This window comes from Lentzea sp., from assembly GCF_035525475.1.
Lineage (GTDB): Bacteria > Actinomycetota > Actinomycetes > Mycobacteriales > Pseudonocardiaceae > Lentzea.
In genome coordinates this window covers 66,830-87,104 of record NZ_DATLEC010000043.1, presented here as the reverse complement: position 1 = coordinate 87,104, position 20,275 = coordinate 66,830, and the positions used below count along the sequence as shown (strand labels likewise).

The window sequence follows — 20,275 nt, the reverse complement described above, 5'->3', positions numbered from 1 at the left end:
TGAAGTGTGGAGAAGCCCTCTGTACGGCTTCTGGATGGCTTCTGGACGATTCCTGACGGTAGGTTGCAACACGACTGCGGACAGCGACGAAGTGAGACGACAGGTGCAGAACGAGTTGCGCGTCAGTCTGCTGGGCGAGCTCGCCGCGACGCTCGACGGTCAGGAGCTCACGCTCGGGCCGCCGCGGCAGAGGGCCGTGCTCGCCGTCCTCGCCTTGCGCGCCAACCACGTCGTGTCCCGCAGCGAGCTGATCGACGCGGTCTGGGGCGACGAGCCGCCCGCCAGTGCGGACAACGGCATCCACACCTACGTCGCCGGTCTGCGGCGGCTCTTCGAACCGGGGCGGGCTTCCCGCGCGCCGAGCTCCGTGCTGCTGTCGACGGATTCCGGTTACCTGCTGAGGCTTCCACCCGGCAGTTCCGACGCCGCCCTGTTCCGCACCCACCTGGACGAGGCCGGGCGTCTGCGCGACGAACCGGCGGAGGCGATCGCCGCGTTCGACCTCGCGCTGGGGCTGTGGCGGGGAATCGCCCTGGACGGCGTGCCCGGCCCGTTCGCCGCGGTCGAACGCGCGCGCTTGGCCGAACTGCGACTCACGGCCGTGGAGCAGCGTGCGGTGTTAATGCTTTCTGTCGGCCGTGAGGCGGAGGTGGCGGCGGAGCTCACGACGTTGGTCAGCGCGCATCCGTTGCGGGAGAGGCTGCACGGCCTGCTGATGTCCGCGCTGTACAGCAGCGGCAGACAGGCGGAGGCTCTCGCCGTCTTCGCGGACCTGCGCCGCCTGCTGGTCGACGAGCTCGGCATCGAGCCGGGTCCCGAGCTGCGCCGGCTCCACGAACAGCTGCTCGTCGGCCGCCACGACCCGCAGCCGGAACCCGCCGCTCCCACGCTCGTTCCTGTGCAACTGCCGCACGAGATCCGCGACTTCACCGGCAGGGAGAAGGAGCTCGCGAAGCTCGCCGAGGTCGTTCCGCACGACCACTCCCCGGCGCTCGTCGTGATCACCGGCACCGGTGGTGTCGGCAAGACCGCGCTCGCGGTGCGGTTCGCGCACCAGGTGGCGTCCCGCTTCCCCGACGGACAGCTGCACGTCGACCTGCGCGGGTTCGACGCGTCGTCACCGCCGGTGCAGCCCGCGGCCGCGTTGCCCCCGTTGCTCCAGAGCCTCGGCGTGCCGGCCGAACGCATCCCGGACGACCTGCCGGCGAAGTCCGCGCTGTACCGGAGTGTCCTCGCCGGCAAACGGGTTCTGGTCCTCCTCGACAACGCGCGGCTGGCCGACCAGGTCCGTCCGCTGCTGCCGGGGCGTTCGTCGTCGATGGTGCTCGTCACCAGCAGGAACCACCTGGGCGGTCTCGTCGCGCGCGACGGCGCGCACTCGATGACGTTGTCGACGCTCACTCGCGACGAGGGGCTGGCGCTGCTGACGTCCGCGGTGGGCGCGGACCGGGTCACCGCCGAACCCGCCGCCGCGGCGAAGCTCGTCGAACTGTGCGGGCACCTGCCGCTGGCGGTGCGCATCGCGGCGGAACGCGTCGTCACGCGGCCGCACCTCATGCTGGCCGACCTCGCCGACGACCTCGCGGACGAGCGCGACCGGTTGAACGTGCTGGCCACGGGCGACGACGAGGACACGGCCGTGCGCGCGGCGTTCTCGTGGTCGTACCTGGCCCTGAAACCCGATGCGGCGCGGGCGTTCCGGTTGATCGGCCTGCATCCGGGCGGCGAGATCAGCCTGAACGCCGTCGCCGCCCTGGCAGGGGTGCCGGTGTCGCGGGCGCGGGCGTTGCTGGACGTGCTGGCGGGCGGGCACATGCTGGAGGAGGTCGCGCGCGGCCGGTTCCGGCTGCACGACCTGCTCCGCCTGTACGCCACGGAGCTCAGCGCCACCGAGGAGTCGTCCGGTGGCCGTGACGAGGCCGTGGGACGCCTGCTGCGGTGGTACCTCGACACCGCGAACGCCGCCGGGGCGATGATCGGACCACCGGACCACCCGGCGTTCCTGCTGCCGCCGCTGTCCACTCAGGACTTCGCGTCGCACGACGACGCTTTCACCTGGTGCCGCACGGAGTCCGCGAACCTGCTGGCGGTGACGAAGCTCGCCGAGGACGAGCACTCGCCGGCGGCGTGGCAGATCCCGGTCGCGCTGTGGAACTACTTCATCGTGTCGAGCGCTCTGGACGAGTGGACCCGCACCTACCGCATCGCTGAACGCACTGCCGCGCGTGACGGCAACCAGGCAGTACGCGCGTGGGCAGTGCACGGCCAGGGACTCGCCGCGTTCCGTGGACAGCGTTTCGCCGACGCGCTGGAGTTGTTCGACCGTGCGCTGGCGATCCGACGCGAGATCGACGACCGCGTCGGTGCCGCGTGGAGCCTCACGGGCCTGGGCATGGCATATGGCGGCCTGCGTCAGTTCGACCTGGCCGTGGAACGGTTCGGCGAGGCCTTGGAGCGGCACGCCGAGGTCGGTTCGTGGTTCGGCGAGGGCGGCACGAGGCTGTTCCTGAGCGACATCCTGCGGCTGGCCGGTCAGCACGAGGAGTCGCTGGCGTCAGCACGCAGGGCGTACGAGGTGATGGACTCGCACGGTGCGGTGCACGGTAAGGCGATGGCGTTGGTCAGCATCGGCTGGGCACTTCTGAAGCTGGGCCAACGGATCGAGGCGCGCGACTCGTTCCGTGAGGCGGTCGGCTTTCTGCGCGTGCTTGGTGACCGCAAGAGCCTCGCGGAGGCGTTGCACGGAGTGGGGGAGTCGAGCGCCGGACAGCCGGACGTGGCGCGAACGCACCTGCTGGAAGCGCTGACGATCTACGAGGACTACGACCACCCGCTCATGCCGGATGTGCGAGCGCGGCTGCACGAGCTCTCCTAAGGGACATCCCCGATGTGCCTGCCGCGATAGGTAGGCAAGCTACATGTCATGCAGAAGCGCGCTCGAACCCTGTTGGTGTGGTTGCACGTCGTCACGTCCGTCGGCTGGATGAGCCAAGCCGTCGCGTTGCTGGCGCTGCTGCTGTACGGCATGGAATCGGGCGACGTCCACGCGTTCGAGATGGCGCGTTTCCTCGATCACCGGGTGCTCGCGGTCATGGCGAACATCAGCGCGTTCAGCGGCATGATGCTGAGCGCGACGACTCCGTGGGGCTACTTCCGGCACTGGTGGGTGCTCGCGAAGTTCGTGATCACCGTCGTCCAGCTCTACGTCGGCATCTTCATCCTGAGCGGGAACCTCGAGGCGGCCGCTCAGGGGCGCGTGACGGTCTGGATGCCCGTGGGCACGTCGCTCATGATCAGCGCGATCGCGTTCCAGGCGTGGATGAGCGTCGCGAAGCCGTGGGGCCGCACGCCGTGGGCGGACCCGAAGGTGAAGCTGCCCACGGCGAGCACGGCGATGTTCGTGGTGGCACTGGTCGTTCCCGCCGCCGACTTCGCGGTCAGCCTCCACAGCGGCGGCCCGAGGCCGTTGTTCATGCTGGTGACGGTGATCGCCTACTCGATCACGCGGGCCGCCAGGGGGAGGAACCGGTCGTCGGACGCGTCGGGTCGTGGAACTTCGGGACGTCCGGCTCGTCCAGGCGCAACGGCACCAGGCCCTCGGTGATGGCGAGCATGATCCGTTCGTGCGCGCGGCGGGCGTCGCCCATCGTGTCGGCCCTGAGGTCCGACAGCTCCACGGGCTTGCCGAAGTGGACCCTGAACGTCGGCCGCCTGCGGACCGCGCGCAGCCACGACGTCAGGTACGGCAGCACGTCCTTCCACCCGCCGACGCTGAGGTTGCCCCAGTACACGGCCTCGTGCGCGCCCCACTGGCTGATCGGGACCACCGGGATGCCGCCGCCCAGCGCCATGCGGGCGACGCCGGTCTTGCCGCGCTCCGGCCACATGCCGGGGTCCAGCGTGATCTTGCCCTCGGGGTAGACGGCGATCGGCTCACCGCCCTTGCTCAGCGCCTCGACGGCCCGGTGCATCGCCTCGCCGACGTTCGCCGACCTCCGGTCGACGCGCAGGTGACCCGCCGCCTTGAGGGCTGGACCGAGGACCGGCGCGTCGAGCAGGCCGCCCGCGAGCATGAAGCGCGGGGTGACGCCCACCTTGCGGCAGGCCGCGATGAGCACCATCGGGTCGAGGTTGCCGATGTGGTTGGACGCCAGCAGCAACGGCTTGCCGAGGAGCTCCGGCGGGATGTCGCCCGATACCTCGAGCTTGCCGGTCAGTGCGACGAGGCCCCGGTCGATCGCGATGAGCACGCGCCAGAAGAGCGGTGTGGACACGCCGCGCAGCGTACGGCGTGTCGCGGCGACACCGTGCCTGATCGGGTGAACCATGAGCTTTCGCACGCGTCCCGGTTGCAAACGGGGCTGGTGGGGCGCAAGGGACTACCTTATAGACATGGCCGGGCGTACAGGGACTTCGAGAAAGACCACGTCACGCGGCAAAGCACCAGCAAAGCCGCGCGCGCGATCCACCGCGTCCAGAAAGCCCGCTCCGCGCAAGAGCGGCGGGGTGATCAGCGCCGTGTGGGGCGCTTTGGGACGTGGCGTCGGCAGCGTGGTCCGTGCTATCACCGGCACGAAGGGCCTCGAACCCGAACACCGGCGTGACGGCATCGGCCTGTTCCTCATCGCGCTCGCGTTCATCACGGGCGCGGGCGTGTGGTGGCAGGCGGGCGGGCCGGTCGGCCAGTGGGTCGACGTCGCCGTGCGCAGCTCCGTCGGTTTCCCGGCGGTGATCGTCCCGGTCGTGCTGCTCGGCATCGGCGTGACGCTGATGTCCACGGACTCCAAGCCGGAGGAGCGGTTCCGGCTCGTCGTCGGCGGTGTGCTGATCACCATCGGCGTGCTGGGCATGTTCCACCTCATCGGCGGTCTGCCGATGGACCCGCTCGCCCGGCGTGACGCGGGCGGTGCGCTCGGGTTCCTCGCCGGCGGGTTCCTCGCGCAGGGCCTCACCCCGTGGGTCGCCGGCCCGCTGCTCGTGATGATCTTCGGCTTCGGCCTCCTCTGCGTGCTGCACTGGCCCGTTCGCGAGGTGCCGCAACGACTTCGCGCCCTCGTGCACCGCGAGCCCACCGCGCCGCCCTTCGACGCCGAGGAGCCGGTCGAGGAGGAGCCGAAGCCGGTTCGCCTGCGCCGTCCGTCGCGCCGCCGTCAGGCCGCGGAGACCGTGGAGGAGGAGCCGCAGGCAGAGCTCCCGCTGGAGGAGCCCGAGCCGGTCGCCCCGAAGCCCGCTCCCGTGTCGAAGAAGGCCGCCGCTGCCGCCGCCCCGGCTCAGGCGATGGCCGTGCGCGCCGTCGAGGGCGACTACCAGCTGCCGCCGCCGGACGTCCTCAAGGACGGCGACGCGCCGAAGACGCGCAGCAAGGCCAACGACCAGATGATCGAGGCCATCACCGGCGTGCTGGACCAGTTCTCGATCGACGCCCAGGTCACCGGTTTCACCCGCGGCCCGACGGTCACGCGCTACGAGGTCGAGCTCGGCCCCGGCGTGAAGGTCGAGAAGATCACCGCGCTGACCAAGAACATCGCGTACGCCGTCGCGACGGACAACGTGCGCCTGCTGGCCCCGATCCCCGGCAAGTCCGCGGTCGGCATCGAGGTGCCGAACAGCGACCGCGAGATGGTCCGCCTCGGCGACGTGCTGCGCGCACCGTCGACGTTGAAGGACACGCACCCGATGGTGATCGGCCTCGGCAAGGACATCGAGGGCCACATGGTCACCGCGAACCTGACGAAGATGCCGCACCTGCTGGTCGCGGGCTCCACGGGTTCCGGCAAGTCGTCGTTCGTGAACTCGATGCTGGTGTCGCTGCTGGCCCGCGCGACGCCCGACGAGGTCCGCATGATCCTCATCGACCCGAAGATGGTCGAGCTGACGCCGTACGAGGGCATCCCGCACCTGATCACGCCGATCATCACGCAGCCGAAGAAGGCAGCGGCGGCGCTCGCGTGGCTCGTCGAGGAGATGGAGCAGCGCTACCAGGACATGCAGGTCAACCGGGTGCGCCACGTCGACGACTTCAACCGCAAGGTGAAGTCCGGCGAGATCACCGCGCCCCCCGGCTCCGAGCGCGTCTACCGCCCGTACCCGTACATCATGGCGATCGTCGACGAGCTGGCCGACCTGATGATGACCGCGCCGCGCGACGTCGAGGACGCGATCGTCCGCATCACGCAGAAGGCCCGTGCCGCGGGCATCCACCTGGTGCTGGCGACCCAGCGGCCGTCCGTCGACGTCGTCACCGGCCTGATCAAGACGAACGTGCCGTCCCGCCTGGCCTTCGCGACGTCGTCGCTGACGGACTCGCGGGTCATCCTGGACCAGCCGGGCGCCGAGAAGCTGATCGGCATGGGCGACGCCCTGTACCTGCCGATGGGCGCCTCGAAACCGGTTCGCATCCAGGGCGCGTTCGTCGGCGACGAGGAGATCTCCTCGATCGTCGAGTTCACCAAGAACCAGGCGCAGCCCGAGTACACCGACGGCGTCACGGCGCAGAAGGCCGGCGAGAAGAAGGAGATCGACGCCGACATCGGCGACGACCTGGAGCTGCTGGTGCAGGCGACCGAGCTGATCGTGACGTCGCAGTTCGGCTCGACGTCGATGCTGCAGCGCAAGCTCCGCGTCGGCTTCGCGAAGGCGGGGCGGCTCATGGACCTGCTGGAGACGCGCGGCGTGGTCGGCCCGTCGGAGGGCTCGAAGGCACGCGAGGTGCTGATCAAGCCGGACGAGCTGGAGTCCGTGATCTACCTGATGCGCGGCGGCGGCCCGGCCGACGAGGTCTGAGGGCGACCCGCCCGGCCGCCTCGCGTGATCGAGGCGGGCGGGCGGGACCGGTCTACCTCACGCCGGCCTGCTGCAGGGTCGCGGCCGTCGACGACCCGCCGGCACCGAACTCGCGCACCGCCGCGTAGTAGATGTCCGCGGTCCGCTTGCAGGTCCAGTTGCCGCCGCACTGGTGGTACATGTCGGACTTGAAGTTGTCGTCGATGCGCAGCCGGTTCGGCTCGGTGAACCGCGACTGCCGCTTGAAGTTCCGGTAGCCGAAGTCGTGGCGGTGGCACGCGGGCAGGAGCTTGAAGCCGAAGGGGTTGTCCGGCGAGTACGAGCAGCCGTCGGACGACCAGTCGAGCTGGTCGGCGTAGGGCTGTTGGGAGCGCAGTGTCGTGAACTGGCTGAGGGACTTCGAGAACATGTAGTCGTCGGTCACCGCGACGGCGTCCACGGCCTGTGCCGGGGTGCCGGTGAAGATCAGGGTCACGGTCGCGGCGGCGCCCACGAACGCCGAACGCAGGGTCTTCGACATGGCGAGCTCCTCGAAGTGTGATCAGGGTCTCGCCCAGTTGTAGCCGGTGATCGTCAGTCCTCGGTAGACACGATCTGATGAACGTCAGGTGATCATGTGCCCGCAGGCGAGGGCCGCGGCAACTCGAAGCTTTCGTGGTAGCCCGAGAGAGTGAAGCATCTCGTTGTCCGCTACTCCTCCCAGCAGGTAGCCGCCGAGCTTCTGCTGGGCCAGCCGGAGGCAGATGGTCTGGGCCGCGGCGCCCGCCTCGACGAGGCCGAAGCGTCCCGCGCGTTCGCCGTACTTCTCGAACGACTCCTCGTCCGCCAGCACCAGCACGATCGTCAGCGGTGGGGTGGAGGGCGTGCCGAGGATCTCGGCGAGGTTCGACGGGGCCGGTCCGATGTCCTGCAGGGCGTGCCGGCGGATGTCGTAGCGGGCCGCGCGTCCGTTGACGAACGCGTAGCAGCGCAACGGGTTCAGCCCACCGGCGGAGGGAACGCTGTTGTCCGACAGCGCCCCCAGGACCGTTCCGAGCTGCTTGTCCGTCAACGGCTTGGAAGCGAACTCGCGGGTGCTCTTGCGCGCCTGGAACAGCTTCTGCAGCCGGTCGTGAGGGCGGGGGAGCGGGACGGGCGCCGAAGGCAGTTCGAGCGGATCGACCAACGGCGGTTGCGGCCGGAACTCGCGCAGCCGGTCGCCGAGCCTGCGCTGGTGCAGCGGGGAGAACCGGCTGGCGGCCCAGAAGTCGTCGAACATCGGCTCACCCCAGCGGATGCGGTGCGGGATTCGGGAACACGCCCGGCGAGGCGTGCGGGTAGCGCCAGCCGAGCTCACGGGCGCGGCCGCCGAGGTGCGGCCAGCGGTGGTCGGCGTGCAGCGGCGCGAGGTCGGGGGACAGGACGCGGACGCAGTGCAGTCCGACCGCGGACAGTTCCGGCGTGGTCAGCTCGCGGTAGGCGAGCCGGATGCCGGCGTCGTCCAGCGCGTGCACCAGCTCGGTCAGTTCCGCCGCGATTCCGACGGCTTCGGCGTCCCGCGGCGGATCCGCCTCGAAGCCGGAGAACCACGGCAGCGCGTCCCACTCGGCCGGGTGCGTCGCGTAGTAGACGGCGTGCCGGTCGAAGTCGGTGGCCTCCTCGACGGGCCGGTCGCCGTTGCGCGCCAGCCACACCTCGATGAACACCGTGCCCTGCACCCACTCCTCGTACGCCTTCCGCACCGCCTCCGCGACCGTTGCCCGGCAGGCGAGCCCCAGAGTCGGCCGCGGTCTGCCGGCGATCGGCAGCGAACCCGCGACGGCGACCACCGGGTGCGGGCTGTAGGCGGGCGTGAGGTCGAACGCCTCGACGCCGTCCGGCAGCTCGGCGGAAAACCGTTGCGGGGCGATGGAGTGCAGCCAGGTCGTGGTGAACGCGTCGCGCTCGACCAGTTCCTGGGTCGCCCTCAGCAGGGCGCTGGTCGTCGACGGCCCCGCCGCGAGACCGGACGAGGTCGTGGGCAACCCGTACGAGGCGTCCAGCCCGACCAGCCCGGCCGGTACGCGGATCGGTTCGTTGTCGGGCAACGTCCACGCCCGCGTGTAGCGGGTGTCGACGTATCCCTTGCGGTAGCGGTAGTCCGGGGCCACGCGCTGCTCGACCGCGTGCAGGCTGAAGTGCTCCAACGGCCAGCACGGACCGTCGGTGACGATCTCCAACGGCGCTCGCGCGGCCGCGTGGCGCTCCAACGCCTCGGCTATCGCCGCGACCTTCGACGTGCCACCGGAAGTACCGCCGGTGGCGAGCGGCTCCGGCACCGCAGCCCACCCCTCGACGTCCACATCGGACAGGCTGTGCGGCACGGGGTGCAGCTGCGACACCACGCCCTGCCGCCACCCGACCGCGCGCTCGACCAGCGCCTCCGCGACCGTCTTCACGACGCGCGCCGGTAGCGCTTGAAGATCCAGCAGGCCAGTGCCAGCGCGCCACCGAGGTACAGCACCACGGCGACCGCGACGTGCGTGACCTCGGCGATCACGCCCAGCACGGGCAGCACGACGAACGGTTCGACGCACCACAGCAAAGCCCAGCCGAGCAACCGGACCAGGCTCATCCACGGTTTCGGTGATCGTGCGAGGAACCCTGCCGCGGCGGCCCAGCCGAACGCCGCGACGACACCGCCGACCCACCAGCCCCAATGCAGGCCGATGACCTCGCCGTCGGTGACGAACGGCGACACGAGCACCAGCAGGGGGAGGATCGCGGCGGGCAGCACGAGCGCGCTGCGGGGCCGGGGGAGCTCTTCGGTGTCCCGGTGCAGCGCGGCCGGGATCTGCACGGCCGCGCCGACCGAGGAAACCGCGCAGCAGCAACAACAACAGCAACAGGTGGGCGTCGCGGCGTTGGCGGCGGCCGCACCGGGTGAGAACTGGTCAGGTAACCGGACTGCTGTCGCGTTCATGGTTCCCCCAAGGAAGTGGCACGCGCCCGGACTCGACCTCCGGGCAGACTTCGCAGCCGGCGGCGGGCAACACGCTCTCCCGAGTCGTCGTGAACTCGTCGAGGTCAACGGTCACGACCGTGTCGAGCAGCGCCAGTGAGCCGGTGCGGATGTTCTCGATCGCTTGCAGTGCAAGGGAAAGAGGGAAGTCGAAAGCCAGGGCGCCCGGACGCGGGGGAGGTGGCGGATCTCCCCACCGCCGCCCCGCCCGCACCGCGAGGCACGCCAGGCAAGCACCGGCACCGGGCACCACGAAGGGCCCGATCGCGGCGGTGTGGTGGTAGGCGAGGTCCAGCAACAGGTGCGGGACCTTGGTGGAGCGAGCCACCTCGACCAGGTCGAGCAGCGTTCCGGTCGTCCGCACGACGAGGAGCAGATCGGGCTCGTCGTCGTGCGGCAACCGCTCCACCAGCCCGGCGGGCGCCTCCCCGACGAAGCGCGTGCCGATCCTGGCCGGCTTCGCGTCGTCGGACGGCAACCCCGCCGGGCGGAGAGCGCCCAGGGTCCTCAGCTGGGCCACGTGCCGGCGAGCCGGTTCCCCCAACCGGTTCTCGTCGACCGTGCGAGCCACTCCCCTCGAAACCGGCTCGAACAGCCCTGCCAGCGCCACGGCCACCGCCCTGGGCAGGTCGGGAATCAGGTACGTGAGATCCGCACCCGCGTACACGACAAGACCTTCGTCACGAACCTGTGCGTGCCACGCGGGATCAGCGACCAGGCTCATCCTCGTCCCCCCTTCGCAGGAAGTTCTCGATCTCCTGCTCGCTCGGCAGGTCTCCCGCCGGGTCCATGAGGTTCTCGGCGATCGGCGGCAGCGGCTGCTCGGCCCACGCGGGCTGGAAGTCGTCGCTGGGCAGCAGCCCGTGCCGTGACGCGAACTCCTCGGCCGCGTCCCGGATCGACTCGCGCAGCGTCCCCACCACCGCGGTCTCCGCCGTGTACGTCAGCTCGACGAGCAACGCCCGCACGTTCTCCAGCTGGTTCTCGTCACCGGCCTTGCGCGCCAGCTCCGGCCAGAACTGCCGCTCGAACAACCGCACGAAGTCCGCCGCCACCGCGTCGGTCGCCGTGCGCAGGCGCGTGAAGCTGTCCATGACGTCATCGCTGGGCACCCGGAGACCGGCGAGCCTGCCGCCCGCCTCGAGTGCCCAGCGACGCGCGTGCGGCCAGCCGTACTTCCACCGCACCAAGCCCAACCGCATAGCCCGGAGGAGGAGTCGCGGTTGGACGTCTCCCATCGGAACGAGGTGGCGGATGTCGCGCACCTTGATCCGCACCCAGTCGTCGGGTCCCTCGGCCTCACCCATGCCGAGCACCGCGGCGACCGACTCGCCCTTCTCGCGTGCCGAGATCAGCTCCGCGATCGCGGGCAGCGAGAACCCCCGCTGCTGCAACCGCTGCACCAACGTCAACCGCTCGACGTGCGAGGCGTCGTAGTACGCCACGCGCCCCTGCCGTCTCGGCGCGTGCAGCACACCCTTCGTCTGGTACATGCGAATGGTGCTGCTGGGCAGGCCGATCCGGGCGGAGAGCTCGTCGATGGTCAGCGATTCGGACACGCGACCGATCCTGGCCCCGCGCCGTTAGTCGAGTCAAGACTCTTCGAGTGATTACTCGAAGAGTTACAGCTCCAGGAGCATCCGGCTGTTGCCGAGCGTGTTGGGCTTCACGTAGCTGAGGTCGAGGAACTCGGCGACACCCTCGTCGACCGACCGCATGATCTCCTCGTAGACCTCGGGGCTCACCGGCGTTCCCTCGATCTCGACGAACCCGTGCTTGCTGAAGAACCGCGTCTCGAACGTCAGCACGAAGATGCGCCCGAGCTGGAGCTCCCGCGCCGTCGCGATGAGCTGCGCCACGATCCGGTGCCCGACGCCCTTGCCCAGGGCCATGGGGGACACCGCGACGCTGCGGATCTCGGCCAGGTCCTCCCACATCACGTGCAGGGCGCCGCACCCGAGCAGCTCGCCGTCCTCCTCGGCCACCCAGAACTCCTGGACGGCCTCGTACAGCGTGACCAGCGGTTTGGCCAGCAGGACCTTGCCCGCGTACCCGTCGATCAACGTCTTCATGGCGCGCACATCACTGGTGCGGGCGCGCCGCACAACTACCCCACTGGTCACAAGCGTCAAGTATGGGCCGCGCCCACGTGAGGCCTCCGGGCAGAGCTGCCTATCGCGAAACTCACTCCAGGAAGAAGCTATAGGCCGATGTGTGCGGTTTACTTACGAGAAACAGCCTGTAGGCAGTTGCAGGAGGTGTGTAGGCGGTGTTGCGGAGTTTTCGGCTCGGTAACCACCGCTCGTTCCGGGACGAGCACGAGTTGTTGCTCGTGCCCGTGTACTCGAAGGATCGGGCGGTCCTGCCCGTGTCCGCGATCTACGGTGCGAACGCCTCGGGCAAGTCGAACCTGCTCGACGGGTTGCGGTTCATGGCCACGGCCGTGCATGACTCGTTCGCGAGGTGGGAGCTGGATGCCGGCGTGCCCCGACAGCCCTTCGCCTGGCGGCCGGAGGGTGGCGCGTCCACTTTCGTGGTCGAGCTCCTGCTGGACGGAGTGCGCTACACGTACGGGTTCGAGCTCGACGACTTCGCCGTGCGCGAGGAGTGGCTGTACTCCTACCCGGAAGCACGCAGGCGAGTCCTGTTCGAACGCGACGGGTCCGGGCTCCAGTTCGGCAGCACGGTGGGGGACCGCGCGAAGCTGGACGTCCTGCGCAACCTCCTGCGGCCGAACTCGCTGTTCCTGAGCCTCGCCGCGCAGACCGCCATCGCCCACGTGCTGCCGGTGTACCGGTGGTTCACCGATCATCTGCACTTCCGGCTCGGCGATCAGGTGCGGCCGGACGAGCAGGCGATCACCGAGTTCCTGACGGCCGACCCCGGTGACTGCGGCTACCTGGTGGAGTTGCTGAGAGCCGCCGATCTCGGCATCTCAGGCCTCGCCGTGATCGAGACAGCGCGCCCTGACGGATCACCGGCGCGGTCGCTGTACATGGCCCACGGCGACGAGGAGGTCGTGCTTCCGTTCGACGTGGAGTCGGCCGGGACCCGTTCATGGCTCAGCCTGCTGCCGACCGTGGTGACCGTCCTGCGTGCCGGCGGCACGGTGGTGATCGACGAGATCGACGCGAGTCTGCACCCACGTCTCACCGCCGCGCTGGTCGGTCTGTTCCGCGACGTGAAGGCCAACAGGGGCGGAGCGCAACTCGTGTTCACCACGCATGACGCGAGTCTCCTGAACCCGGTGCTGGGAGACGAGGTGCTCACCCGTGAGGACGTGTGGTTCGTCGACAAGGACGAGAACGGCGCTTCGTCGCTGTACGCGTTGACCGACTTCAAGCCTCGCAAAGAGGGCGAGAACCTCGAGCGCAGGTACCTCGGCGGCAGCTACGGCGCGATTCCGGATGTGGTCGCCGAGGCCTTCGTCTCGGCAGTGCTGCGTGGTGCTGATGGCGCGGCGTGAGAACTCGGCTCGCCGCCGCGGAACGCCGTTCAGGACATCCGCCAGTCGTGTGCTCGTCGTCTGCTGCGGGCAGACCGAGCAGGCGTATCCGGACGGGGTGAAGCGCCTGTCCGAACCGGTGACCGTGAAAGCCGTCGTCGAGGTCGGCTCGCCCGAGCAACTCGTCCGGCACGCGGTGAAGCCGCGCCAGAACGATCGGGACGGGTTCGACGAGTACTGGTGTGTCGTCGACGTCGACGAGTTCGACATCGACGCAGCCGTTGCCGCCGCCGAGGTGGCAGGGATCTCGCTGGCTGTGTCGAACCCGTGCTTCGAGGTGTGGCTGACCCTGCACTTCGCCGACTGCACCGCGGGGATCGCCAGTCCGAAGGCCGCAGCCGACAAGCTCCGCAAGCACATGCCCGGATATGCGAAGGGCACGCTCGACTTCGCCGCGCTGGCGGGCACCGTGCAGAAAGCGGTCGAACGTGCCAAGGCGCTGAAGGCGGGCAACCCCTCGACCGACGTGTGGCGTCTGGCCGAGGTGCTCTTGCAGCACTGAGTTCAAGAGCGCACACCCGGGCCGGTTACCCTGAGCACCGTGTCTTCTCCCACCACTCCGCGACGCGTGTCGCTGCTGACCCTGGGCTGCGCCCGCAACGAGGTCGACTCCGAAGAGCTCGCCGGGCGGCTCGGCGAGGGCGGCTGGGAGCTGGTGGACGAGGGCGCGGACGTCGTCGTCGTCAACACGTGCGGCTTCGTCGAGCAGGCGAAGAAGGACTCGGTCGACACGCTGCTCGCCGCGGCCGACACCGGCGCCAAGGTCGTCGCGGTCGGGTGCATGGCGGAGCGCTACGGCAAGGAGCTCGCGGACAGCCTTCCCGAGGCGGCCGCGGTCCTCGGCTTCGACCAGTACAACGACCTCGCCGAGCGCCTCCAGGACGTGCTGCACGGCAAGGTGGTCGAGTCGCACGTGCCGGTGGACCGCCGCACGCTGCTGCCGATCACGCCGGTCAAGCGCCAGGAGGCCAGGAACGACGTGCAGGTGCCCGGCCACGGCTGGGGTCCCACCAAGACGCCCCGCAAGCGCCTCGACGACGCCCCGGTGGCGCCGTTGAAGATCGCGTCCGGCTGTGACCGCCGGTGCAGCTTCTGCGCCATCCCGAGCTTCCGCGGCGCGTTCGTGTCGCGGCACCCGGACGAGGTCGTGGCCGAGGCCGTGTGGCTCGCCGAGAACGGCGTCAAGGAGCTGTTCCTCGTCAGCGAGAACTCGACGAGCTACGGCAAGGACCTGCCGCGCGAGCAGGGTGCGCTGGAGCAGCTGCTGCCGCGCCTCGCGAGCATCGCGGGCGTCGAGCGCGTGCGCGTCAGCTACCTGCAGCCGGCCGAGACCAAGCCCAGCCTCGTCGCGGCCATCGCGAAGACCGGCAAGGTCGCGAACTACTTCGACATGTCGTTCCAGCACTCCAGCGAGAACGTGCTGCGGCGCATGCGCCGGTTCGGCGACACCGACAGCTTCCTCAAGCTCGTGTGGCAGATCCGCGAGCACGCGCCCGAGGCCGGCATCCGCAGCAACTTCATCGTGGGCTTCCCCGGTGAGACCGAGGCGGACCTGCAGGAGCTGGAGCGGTTCCTCACCGAGGCGCGCCTCGACGCCGTCGGCATCTTCGGCTACTCCGACGAGGACGGCACCGAGGCCGAGGAGCTCGACGGCAAGCTCGACGCGGACACCATCGCCGAGCGCGTCCAGCGCATCGGCAACCTCGTCGAGGAGCTGACGAGCCAGCGCGCGGAGGACCGGGTCGGCACCGAGGTCGTCGTGCTGGTCGAGCAGGAGGAGGACGACGAGAACGACTGCGTCGGCCGCGCCGAGCACCAGGCGCCCGAGGTCGACGGCGAGTGCATCGTGCTCGAGGCCGAGGGGCTCAAGCGCGGTGACCTCGTCCGGTGCCGCGTGGTCGACTCCGAGGGCGTGGACCTGATCGTCGAGGTAATCCCGACATGACGGAGGCCAGGAAGGTCCCGCTGCTCAACGTCGCCAACGTCCTCACGATGGCGAGGCTGGCGCTCGTACCGGTCTTCCTGTTCTCACTGTTCGAAGCGGGCGGCTTCGACACGACGTGGCGGCTCATCGCGTTCGGGATCTTCGCCGTCGCGAGCTTCACCGACCACATCGACGGCACGCTCGCCCGCAAGCACGGCCTCATCACCGACTTCGGCAAGATCGCCGACCCGATCGCCGACAAGGCGCTGACCGGGTCCGCGCTGGTGGGGCTGAGCATCCTCGACGTGCTGCCGTGGTGGATCACGATCGTCATCGCCGTGCGCGAGGTCGGCATCACGCTGCTGCGGTTCTGGGTGATCCGCTACGGCGTGATCCCGGCGAGCCGCGGCGGCAAGGCCAAGACGCTGGCCCAGGTCATCGCGATCGGGCTGTTCGTGCTCCCGCAGAACGACGTGCTGCAGCTCATCGCCTGGGTGATCATGGCCATCGCGCTCGTCCTCACGGTCGTCACGGGAATCGACTACGTCATCAGAGCGTTCAAGATGAAGGCGAGAGCAGGTCGGGCCGTTCTATGACGAACGTGGTCGAGCTGCTCAAAGCGAGGGAAGAGACCGTCGCCACGGCCGAGTCGCTGACCGCGGGTCTGCTGTGCGCGACGATCGTCGACACACCGGGGGCGAGTGCCGTGGTCCGCGGTGGGTTGATCGTCTACGCGACCGAGCTCAAGCACGAGCTCGCGGGCGTGGATCAGCAGTTGCTCGACGAGCACGGTGCCGTGCACCCGGACGTCGCGGTCCAGCTGGCCGAGGGCGCCCGGAAGCGGTGCCGGTCGGACTGGGGAATCGGGCTGACGGGAGTCGCCGGACCCGAACCGCAGGACGGAGTCGCTCCAGGCACGGTCCACATCGGCTTGAGCGGGCCTGGAGTGTCCACAGTGCGGACGATTACTGTGAGTGGTGACAGAAAAGCGGTGCGTTTCACAGCCGTGGAAAAAGCGCTGGTCCTGCTGTCGGAATACCTGCTGATCACCAAGGACGGGAACAAACGATGACCGGCCGTTCGTTCGCCCTTGGCGGACGTGTTCGGAAGTCACTGCCCGTTGTCGGTGTCGATCGGTAACGTAGGGACACGGCCGGCCGGAAGGAGGCGCGCGATGACCGTGCTGCTGCGCGAGGCGATCGGTGATCGGCTTCGCCATGCCCGCACCAACCAACGCCGCACGCTGCGCGAGGTCTCTCGGACCGCCCGCGTGAGCCTGGGGTACCTGTCCGAGGTGGAGCGCGGCCGCAAAGAGGCGTCCAGCGAACTCCTCGCGGCCATCTGCGAAGCACTGGAACTGCCGCTGTCCGAACTGCTGCACCACGTCGCCTCCGACATCGGCGCCGTCCAGCAGACGCCGGACACGGTGCCGGACACCGTCCCGGACGGACGTTCGGAGCGCGGCAAGCTGGAGGGTGGCCGCGTGCTGCCGTCCACGCTGTCGGACGACCTGTCCGACCTGCGTCTGCAGCCCATGCTGAGCCACAGGCTCACGAGCAAGATCGGCGAGACGCCCAAGGCAGTCGTAGCGGCCTGATCCCCTTGTCCTCCGCGGCCCCGTTCGTCCACGACGAGCGGGGCCGCCCGCATTCGTGGCGCCTGTGGTCCTGGCCACGTGACGGTCTGCAACAAGAACGGACCTTCGTGCGTTCAACTGACAACGACGGCAGCGTGCCGAGCGCCAGGCAACGGCTTGGCCACAGCACGCTGGGTCACCGCGTCCCCGGACGCGGGTGCGGGCAGGATTGGCACGTCGTCAGACGTGTACTCCTAAGTCCCGGGGTGGGTCAGGGTGTTCCCGGATATCTCCCCGTGTCGGTGGATACGCCGACGCACAATTGAGACGATGGATCCAACACCGGCACCGAGAAGGCAGGCGTAGGAGATGGCCAGTCCGTTCGTGAAGTTCTGGAAGTACCTGATGGCGTCGTTCTCGTCGAAGATCGACGAGCACGCTGACCCGAAGGTGCAGATCCAGCAGGCCATCGAGGAGGCGCAGCGTCAGCACCAGGCGCTCTCTCAGCAGGCCGCGGCCGTCATCGGCAACCAGCGGCAGCTGGAGATGAAGCTCAACCGCCAGCTGGGCGACGTGGAGAAGCTGCAGGCCTCCGCGCGTCAGGCGCTCGTGCTCGCCGACGAGGCGCGCTCGAAGGGCGACGAGCAGAAGGCGACCCAGTTCGAGAACGCCGCGCAGGGCTTCGCCACCCAGCTCGTCACCGCCGAGCAGGGCATCGAGGACCTCAAGACGCTGCACGACCAGTCGCTGCAGGCCGCCGCCCAGGCCAAGCAGGCGGTCGAGCGCAACTCGATGATGCTGCAGCAGAAGCTGGCCGAGCGCACCAAGCTCCTCAGCCAGCTGGAGCAGGCCAAGATGCAGGAGCAGGTCTCCGCGTCGCTGAACCAGATGAGCGAGCTCGCCGCGCCGGGCAACGTGCCGTCGCTGGAAGAGGTTCGCGACAAGATCGAGAAGCGCTACTCGACCGCGCTCGGGTCCGCCGAGCTCGCCCAGAACTCGGTGCAGGGCCGGATGCTCGAGGTGCAGGCCTCGACCACGCAGCTCGCCGGTTCGTCGCGCCTCGAGCAGATCCGCGCGTCCATGCACGGCGGCCAGCCGGGCACGCCGCAGCAGGTGACCGCGGGCAACAACGCGGCCGCGCAGATCCAGGCCGAGATCGCGCAGCGCGTCCAGCAGGAGCAGAAGACCACGCAGCAGCAGGTGCCGCCCGCCCAGAACTGATGGGTGCGAGGGGCAGGAGGAGCAGCAGGTGATCATGGAGCCCTGGAGAAACCGTCCCAACAACGAGATCGTCCGCAAGGTCGTCGGCGAGTTGGGTGCGTCGCTCCAGGGCCACCCGCTGGCCGAGCAGGCGCGCTACCGCCTGCAGAAGTGGAACGACCCGGTCGCCAAGCTCGAACGCAAGCGCAAGCGGACCAACGCCGTGCTCACGTTCTGGCTGGCGCTGATCACGATCTTCGGCACCCTCGCCGTCTTCGGGTTCACCGGCGTGCTCGGCACGTGGGCCGCGGTCGGCGGCACGATCGGCGCGGCCGTGCCCGGTCTGCTCGCCGTGCGCAGCGGGTTCAAGCTGCGCGAGCTGACCGCCGCCCGGCAACGGCTGGCGTTGTCGCCGCCACCGCCGCCCCGGCCGCCGTTGCCGGCGCACATCTCCGCCGCGCGCGTCCCGATGGAGAAGCTGCACAGCGCCGAGGACGCGATGGCCGAGCTGCTACGTCAGCTCGACTCGCCCGCGCTCACGACGATGCCGACGGAGTCCGTCCAGCACGCCCGTCAGACCGCCCAGGAGGCCTCGTGGGCGATCCGCGCGGTGTCGGGGCAGCTGCAGGCGGTCGAACGCGCTCGGGACACAGCACCGCACCTGGAGCGTGCGGCGTTGGTCGAGGGCGTGCGGGTGCTCCGGAGCCAGCTGGCGGACGGCGTGGACCGCTACTGCGCGCTGGTCGCCGAGGCGGGCAAGGCCCTGGCGGCGAGCACGCAGTTCCAGGATCCGCGCGAGGTGCTCGACGACGCGACGGACCACCTGGCCGGTCTGGCGTCCGCGATGCGCGACGTATCAGGCTATTCAGCGCACTGAAATGTAACTCTCTGTGATCACGTGCGCCTATTCGGCGGTTCTCTCTGGAGATCCTTAGGGCGATCGTGTGATTATCAGACCGTTATCTAGCCGTAGTCGCTACCTGGCGTGGCAGGATTCCGGGGCCGGTCTGCGGGAAGATCGGCTGAATTGCCGGGAGGCAGTGCGTTGGCGTTATGGACCGTGCACGGGGACGGTCGGATCACCGACGGTGAGACCGTCGCACCCCAGGAACGGGTGAGCTGGCCGCTCACCCTCGGGTTCGGAGTGCAGCACCTGGTCGCCATGTTCGGCGCGACGGTGCTCGTCCCCACCGCCACCGGTCTTCCCGTCGCCACCACTCTGCTGTTCTCCGGCCTGGGCACGCTGCTGTTCCTGGTGATCACCAAGAACCGCGTCCCCAGCTACCTGGGCTCGTCCTTCGCCTTCGTGGCGCCGCTGGTCGCCGCCCGCGAACAGGGCATCGCCGCCCAGCTCGGCGGTGTCGTCGCCGCCGGCCTGCTCGTGATCGTCGTCGGCATCGCGGTCAAGGCGCTCGGCGTGCGGCTGCTGGAGTCGGTCATGCCGCCGGTCGTCACCGGTGCCGTCGTGATCATCATCGGCCTGAGCCTCTCGCACCAGGCCACCTCGAACTTCGCCGAGCAGCCCCTGCTCGCCGCCGTCACGACCGCGCTGATCCTGGTGGCCGGCGTGCTCGGCCGCGGCCTGGTGTTCCGGTTCTCGGTCCTGCTGGGCTTCGTCGCGGTCTGGGTGGGCGGCCTGCTGGCGGGGGCGGTTCCGCAGGCCAGGTTCACCGCGCTGCGCGAGGCGGCGTGGGTGGGCCTGCCGCAGCTGCACGAGCCGGAGCTCCGGCCGTCCGTGGTGCTGCTGATGCTGCCCGTCGTGATCGTGCTGGTCGCCGAGGTCGTCGGGCACGTGAAGGCGGTCGCGGCGCTGACCGGCCGCAACCTCGACGGCAGCGCGGGCGACGCGATCATCGCGAACGGCCTGTCGACGGCTCTGTCCGGCCTCGGCGGTGGCGTCGGGACCACGACGTACTCCGAGAACATCGGCGTCATGGCCGTGACCCGCGTCCACACGACCGCGGCGTTCGCGTTCGCCGGCGTCTTCGCCGCGGCGCTGGCGTTCTCCCCGAAGGCCATAGCGCTGTTCGGCACCATCCCGCCGGGCGTGCTCGGCGGCTGCACGCTGATCCTCTACGGCCTGATCGTGCTGATCGGCGTGCGAATCTGGATGGACCGCGGCGTCGACCTGTCGAACCCGGCGAACGCGATGGTCGGCGGCGCGGCGCTGGTGGCCGGCGTCGGCGACCTGACCATCGAGGTCGGCGACCTGGAGATGGGTGGCATGGTGTGGGGCTCGCTGCTCGTCGTGATACTGCACCCGATCATGCGCTGGCTGCGCGCGGCGCGGAGCAACTAGTCCACTTC

General features: G+C 69.6%; 20 protein-coding genes. 12 read left to right on the top strand and 8 right to left on the bottom strand.

From position 1 onward, the window contains the following. Positions 1 to 103 precede the first annotated feature (103 nt). Positions 104 to 2,875, top strand: coding sequence for an AfsR/SARP family transcriptional regulator (locus VM306_RS07085; protein WP_325512172.1), 2,772 nt, complete (start codon positions 104 to 106; stop codon positions 2,873 to 2,875). A 48-nt stretch (positions 2,876 to 2,923) separates the two neighbouring features. Then, positions 2,924 to 3,604: a hypothetical protein gene (locus tag VM306_RS07080; RefSeq protein WP_325512170.1), complete on the top strand. Its 681-nt coding sequence runs from the start codon at positions 2,924 to 2,926 to the stop codon at positions 3,602 to 3,604. On the opposite strand, the gene VM306_RS07075 is transcribed toward VM306_RS07080, so the two are convergent. Further along, complete coding sequence (locus VM306_RS07075) at positions 3,501 to 4,274, bottom strand: lysophospholipid acyltransferase family protein (RefSeq protein ID WP_325512168.1); 774 nt, start codon at positions 4,272 to 4,274, stop codon at positions 3,501 to 3,503. The two genes, VM306_RS07080 and VM306_RS07075, sit on opposite strands and share 104 nt — an antisense overlap. Positions 4,275 to 4,392: 118 nt before the next feature. Here VM306_RS07075 and VM306_RS07070 point away from each other — a divergent pair, with 118 nt between their 5' ends. After that, on the top strand, positions 4,393 to 6,783 hold the full coding sequence (locus VM306_RS07070; RefSeq protein WP_325512166.1) for a DNA translocase FtsK: 2,391 nt from the start codon (positions 4,393 to 4,395) through the stop codon (positions 6,781 to 6,783). A 52-nt stretch (positions 6,784 to 6,835) separates the two neighbouring features. Here the strand turns inward: VM306_RS07070 and VM306_RS07065 are convergent, their stop codons facing one another. The 7 genes from VM306_RS07065 to VM306_RS07035 form a co-directional block, all read right to left on the bottom strand. Next, a complete protein-coding gene (locus VM306_RS07065; RefSeq protein WP_325512163.1) occupies positions 6,836 to 7,303 on the bottom strand; it encodes a phospholipase in 468 nt (155 codons plus the stop codon). An 84-nt stretch (positions 7,304 to 7,387) separates the two neighbouring features. Beyond that, entirely contained in the window at positions 7,388 to 8,041 is a 654-nt protein-coding gene (locus VM306_RS07060; RefSeq protein WP_325512161.1) for a nitroreductase family protein, read from the bottom strand. Positions 8,042 to 8,045: 4 nt separating this feature from the next. Continuing rightward, a complete protein-coding gene (locus VM306_RS07055) occupies positions 8,046 to 9,200 on the bottom strand; it encodes a YcaO-like family protein (protein WP_325512159.1) in 1,155 nt (384 codons plus the stop codon). Beyond that, entirely contained in the window at positions 9,197 to 9,601 is a 405-nt protein-coding gene (locus tag VM306_RS07050) for a hypothetical protein (RefSeq protein WP_325512157.1), read from the bottom strand. The genes VM306_RS07055 and VM306_RS07050 overlap by 4 nt, the downstream gene beginning before the upstream one ends. A 94-nt stretch (positions 9,602 to 9,695) precedes the next feature. Further along, entirely contained in the window at positions 9,696 to 10,487 is a 792-nt protein-coding gene (locus VM306_RS07045; RefSeq protein WP_325512155.1) for a TOMM precursor leader peptide-binding protein, read from the bottom strand. Beyond that, positions 10,471 to 11,322 (bottom strand): MerR family transcriptional regulator, encoded by an 852-nt coding sequence (locus tag VM306_RS07040; RefSeq protein WP_325512153.1) that lies wholly within the window; start codon positions 11,320 to 11,322, stop codon positions 10,471 to 10,473. The genes VM306_RS07045 and VM306_RS07040 overlap by 17 nt, the downstream gene beginning before the upstream one ends. Positions 11,323 to 11,385: 63 nt before the next feature. Further along, a complete protein-coding gene (locus tag VM306_RS07035; RefSeq protein ID WP_325512151.1) occupies positions 11,386 to 11,886 on the bottom strand; it encodes an amino-acid N-acetyltransferase in 501 nt (166 codons plus the stop codon). A gap of 146 nt (positions 11,887 to 12,032) precedes the next feature. On the opposite strand from VM306_RS07035, the gene VM306_RS07030 reads away from it, so the two are divergent. From VM306_RS07030 to VM306_RS06990, 9 genes are all read left to right on the top strand, one after another. Continuing rightward, the gene (locus tag VM306_RS07030) at positions 12,033 to 13,229 is read left to right on the top strand and encodes an AAA family ATPase (RefSeq protein WP_325512149.1); all 1,197 of its coding nucleotides are present in this window, start codon (positions 12,033 to 12,035) and stop codon (positions 13,227 to 13,229) included. Beyond that, positions 13,216 to 13,770 (top strand): RloB family protein, encoded by a 555-nt coding sequence (locus VM306_RS07025; RefSeq protein WP_325512147.1) that lies wholly within the window; start codon positions 13,216 to 13,218, stop codon positions 13,768 to 13,770. Before VM306_RS07030 ends, VM306_RS07025 begins: the two co-directional genes overlap by 14 nt. A gap of 39 nt (positions 13,771 to 13,809) precedes the next feature. Further along, on the top strand, positions 13,810 to 15,213 hold the full coding sequence (gene rimO, locus VM306_RS07020; RefSeq protein WP_325512145.1) for a 30S ribosomal protein S12 methylthiotransferase RimO: 1,404 nt from the start codon (positions 13,810 to 13,812) through the stop codon (positions 15,211 to 15,213). Next, positions 15,210 to 15,788: a CDP-diacylglycerol--glycerol-3-phosphate 3-phosphatidyltransferase gene (pgsA, locus tag VM306_RS07015; protein ID WP_325512143.1), complete on the top strand. Its 579-nt coding sequence runs from the start codon at positions 15,210 to 15,212 to the stop codon at positions 15,786 to 15,788. Before rimO ends, pgsA begins: the two co-directional genes overlap by 4 nt. Continuing rightward, positions 15,785 to 16,264 carry a CinA family protein gene (locus VM306_RS07010; RefSeq protein ID WP_325512141.1) on the top strand — a complete coding sequence of 160 codons (480 nt, stop codon included), beginning with the start codon at positions 15,785 to 15,787 and terminating at the stop codon, positions 16,262 to 16,264. The genes pgsA and VM306_RS07010 overlap by 4 nt, the downstream gene beginning before the upstream one ends. Before the next feature lie 102 nt (positions 16,265 to 16,366). Then, positions 16,367 to 16,789, top strand: coding sequence for a helix-turn-helix transcriptional regulator (locus tag VM306_RS07005; protein WP_325512139.1), 423 nt, complete (start codon positions 16,367 to 16,369; stop codon positions 16,787 to 16,789). 348 nt (positions 16,790 to 17,137) lie between these two features. Beyond that, on the top strand, positions 17,138 to 17,989 hold the full coding sequence (locus VM306_RS07000; protein WP_325512137.1) for a PspA/IM30 family protein: 852 nt from the start codon (positions 17,138 to 17,140) through the stop codon (positions 17,987 to 17,989). 34 nt (positions 17,990 to 18,023) lie between these two features. After that, entirely contained in the window at positions 18,024 to 18,845 is an 822-nt protein-coding gene (gene pspM, locus VM306_RS06995; protein ID WP_325512135.1) for a phage shock envelope stress response protein PspM, read from the top strand. A gap of 183 nt (positions 18,846 to 19,028) precedes the next feature. After that, positions 19,029 to 20,267, top strand: a complete 1,239-nt coding sequence (locus tag VM306_RS06990) for a uracil-xanthine permease family protein (RefSeq protein WP_325512133.1) — start codon at positions 19,029 to 19,031, stop codon at positions 20,265 to 20,267. The last annotated feature ends 8 nt before the right edge of the window (positions 20,268 to 20,275 follow it).

What these genes read in the sequence shown, in the direction of transcription:
- VM306_RS07080 (WP_325512170.1), top strand. Translation starts at nt 2,924, where the DNA reads ATGCAGAAGCGCGCTCGAACCCTGTTGGTGTGGTTGCACGTCGTCACG.
- VM306_RS07070 (WP_325512166.1), top strand. Translation starts at nt 4,393, where the DNA reads ATGGCCGGGCGTACAGGGACTTCGAGAAAGACCACGTCACGCGGCAAA.
- VM306_RS07065 (WP_325512163.1), bottom strand. Translation starts at nt 7,303, where the DNA reads ATGTCGAAGACCCTGCGTTCGGCGTTCGTGGGCGCCGCCGCGACCGTG.
- VM306_RS07060 (WP_325512161.1), bottom strand. Translation starts at nt 8,041, where the DNA reads ATGTTCGACGACTTCTGGGCCGCCAGCCGGTTCTCCCCGCTGCACCAG.
- VM306_RS07045 (WP_325512155.1), bottom strand. Translation starts at nt 10,487, where the DNA reads ATGAGCCTGGTCGCTGATCCCGCGTGGCACGCACAGGTTCGTGACGAA.
- VM306_RS07025 (WP_325512147.1), top strand. Translation starts at nt 13,216, where the DNA reads ATGGCGCGGCGTGAGAACTCGGCTCGCCGCCGCGGAACGCCGTTCAGG.
- pgsA (WP_325512143.1), top strand. Translation starts at nt 15,210, where the DNA reads ATGACGGAGGCCAGGAAGGTCCCGCTGCTCAACGTCGCCAACGTCCTC.
- VM306_RS07010 (WP_325512141.1), top strand. Translation starts at nt 15,785, where the DNA reads ATGACGAACGTGGTCGAGCTGCTCAAAGCGAGGGAAGAGACCGTCGCC.
- VM306_RS07005 (WP_325512139.1), top strand. Translation starts at nt 16,367, where the DNA reads ATGACCGTGCTGCTGCGCGAGGCGATCGGTGATCGGCTTCGCCATGCC.
- VM306_RS07000 (WP_325512137.1), top strand. Translation starts at nt 17,138, where the DNA reads ATGGCCAGTCCGTTCGTGAAGTTCTGGAAGTACCTGATGGCGTCGTTC.
- pspM (WP_325512135.1), top strand. Translation starts at nt 18,024, where the DNA reads ATGGAGCCCTGGAGAAACCGTCCCAACAACGAGATCGTCCGCAAGGTC.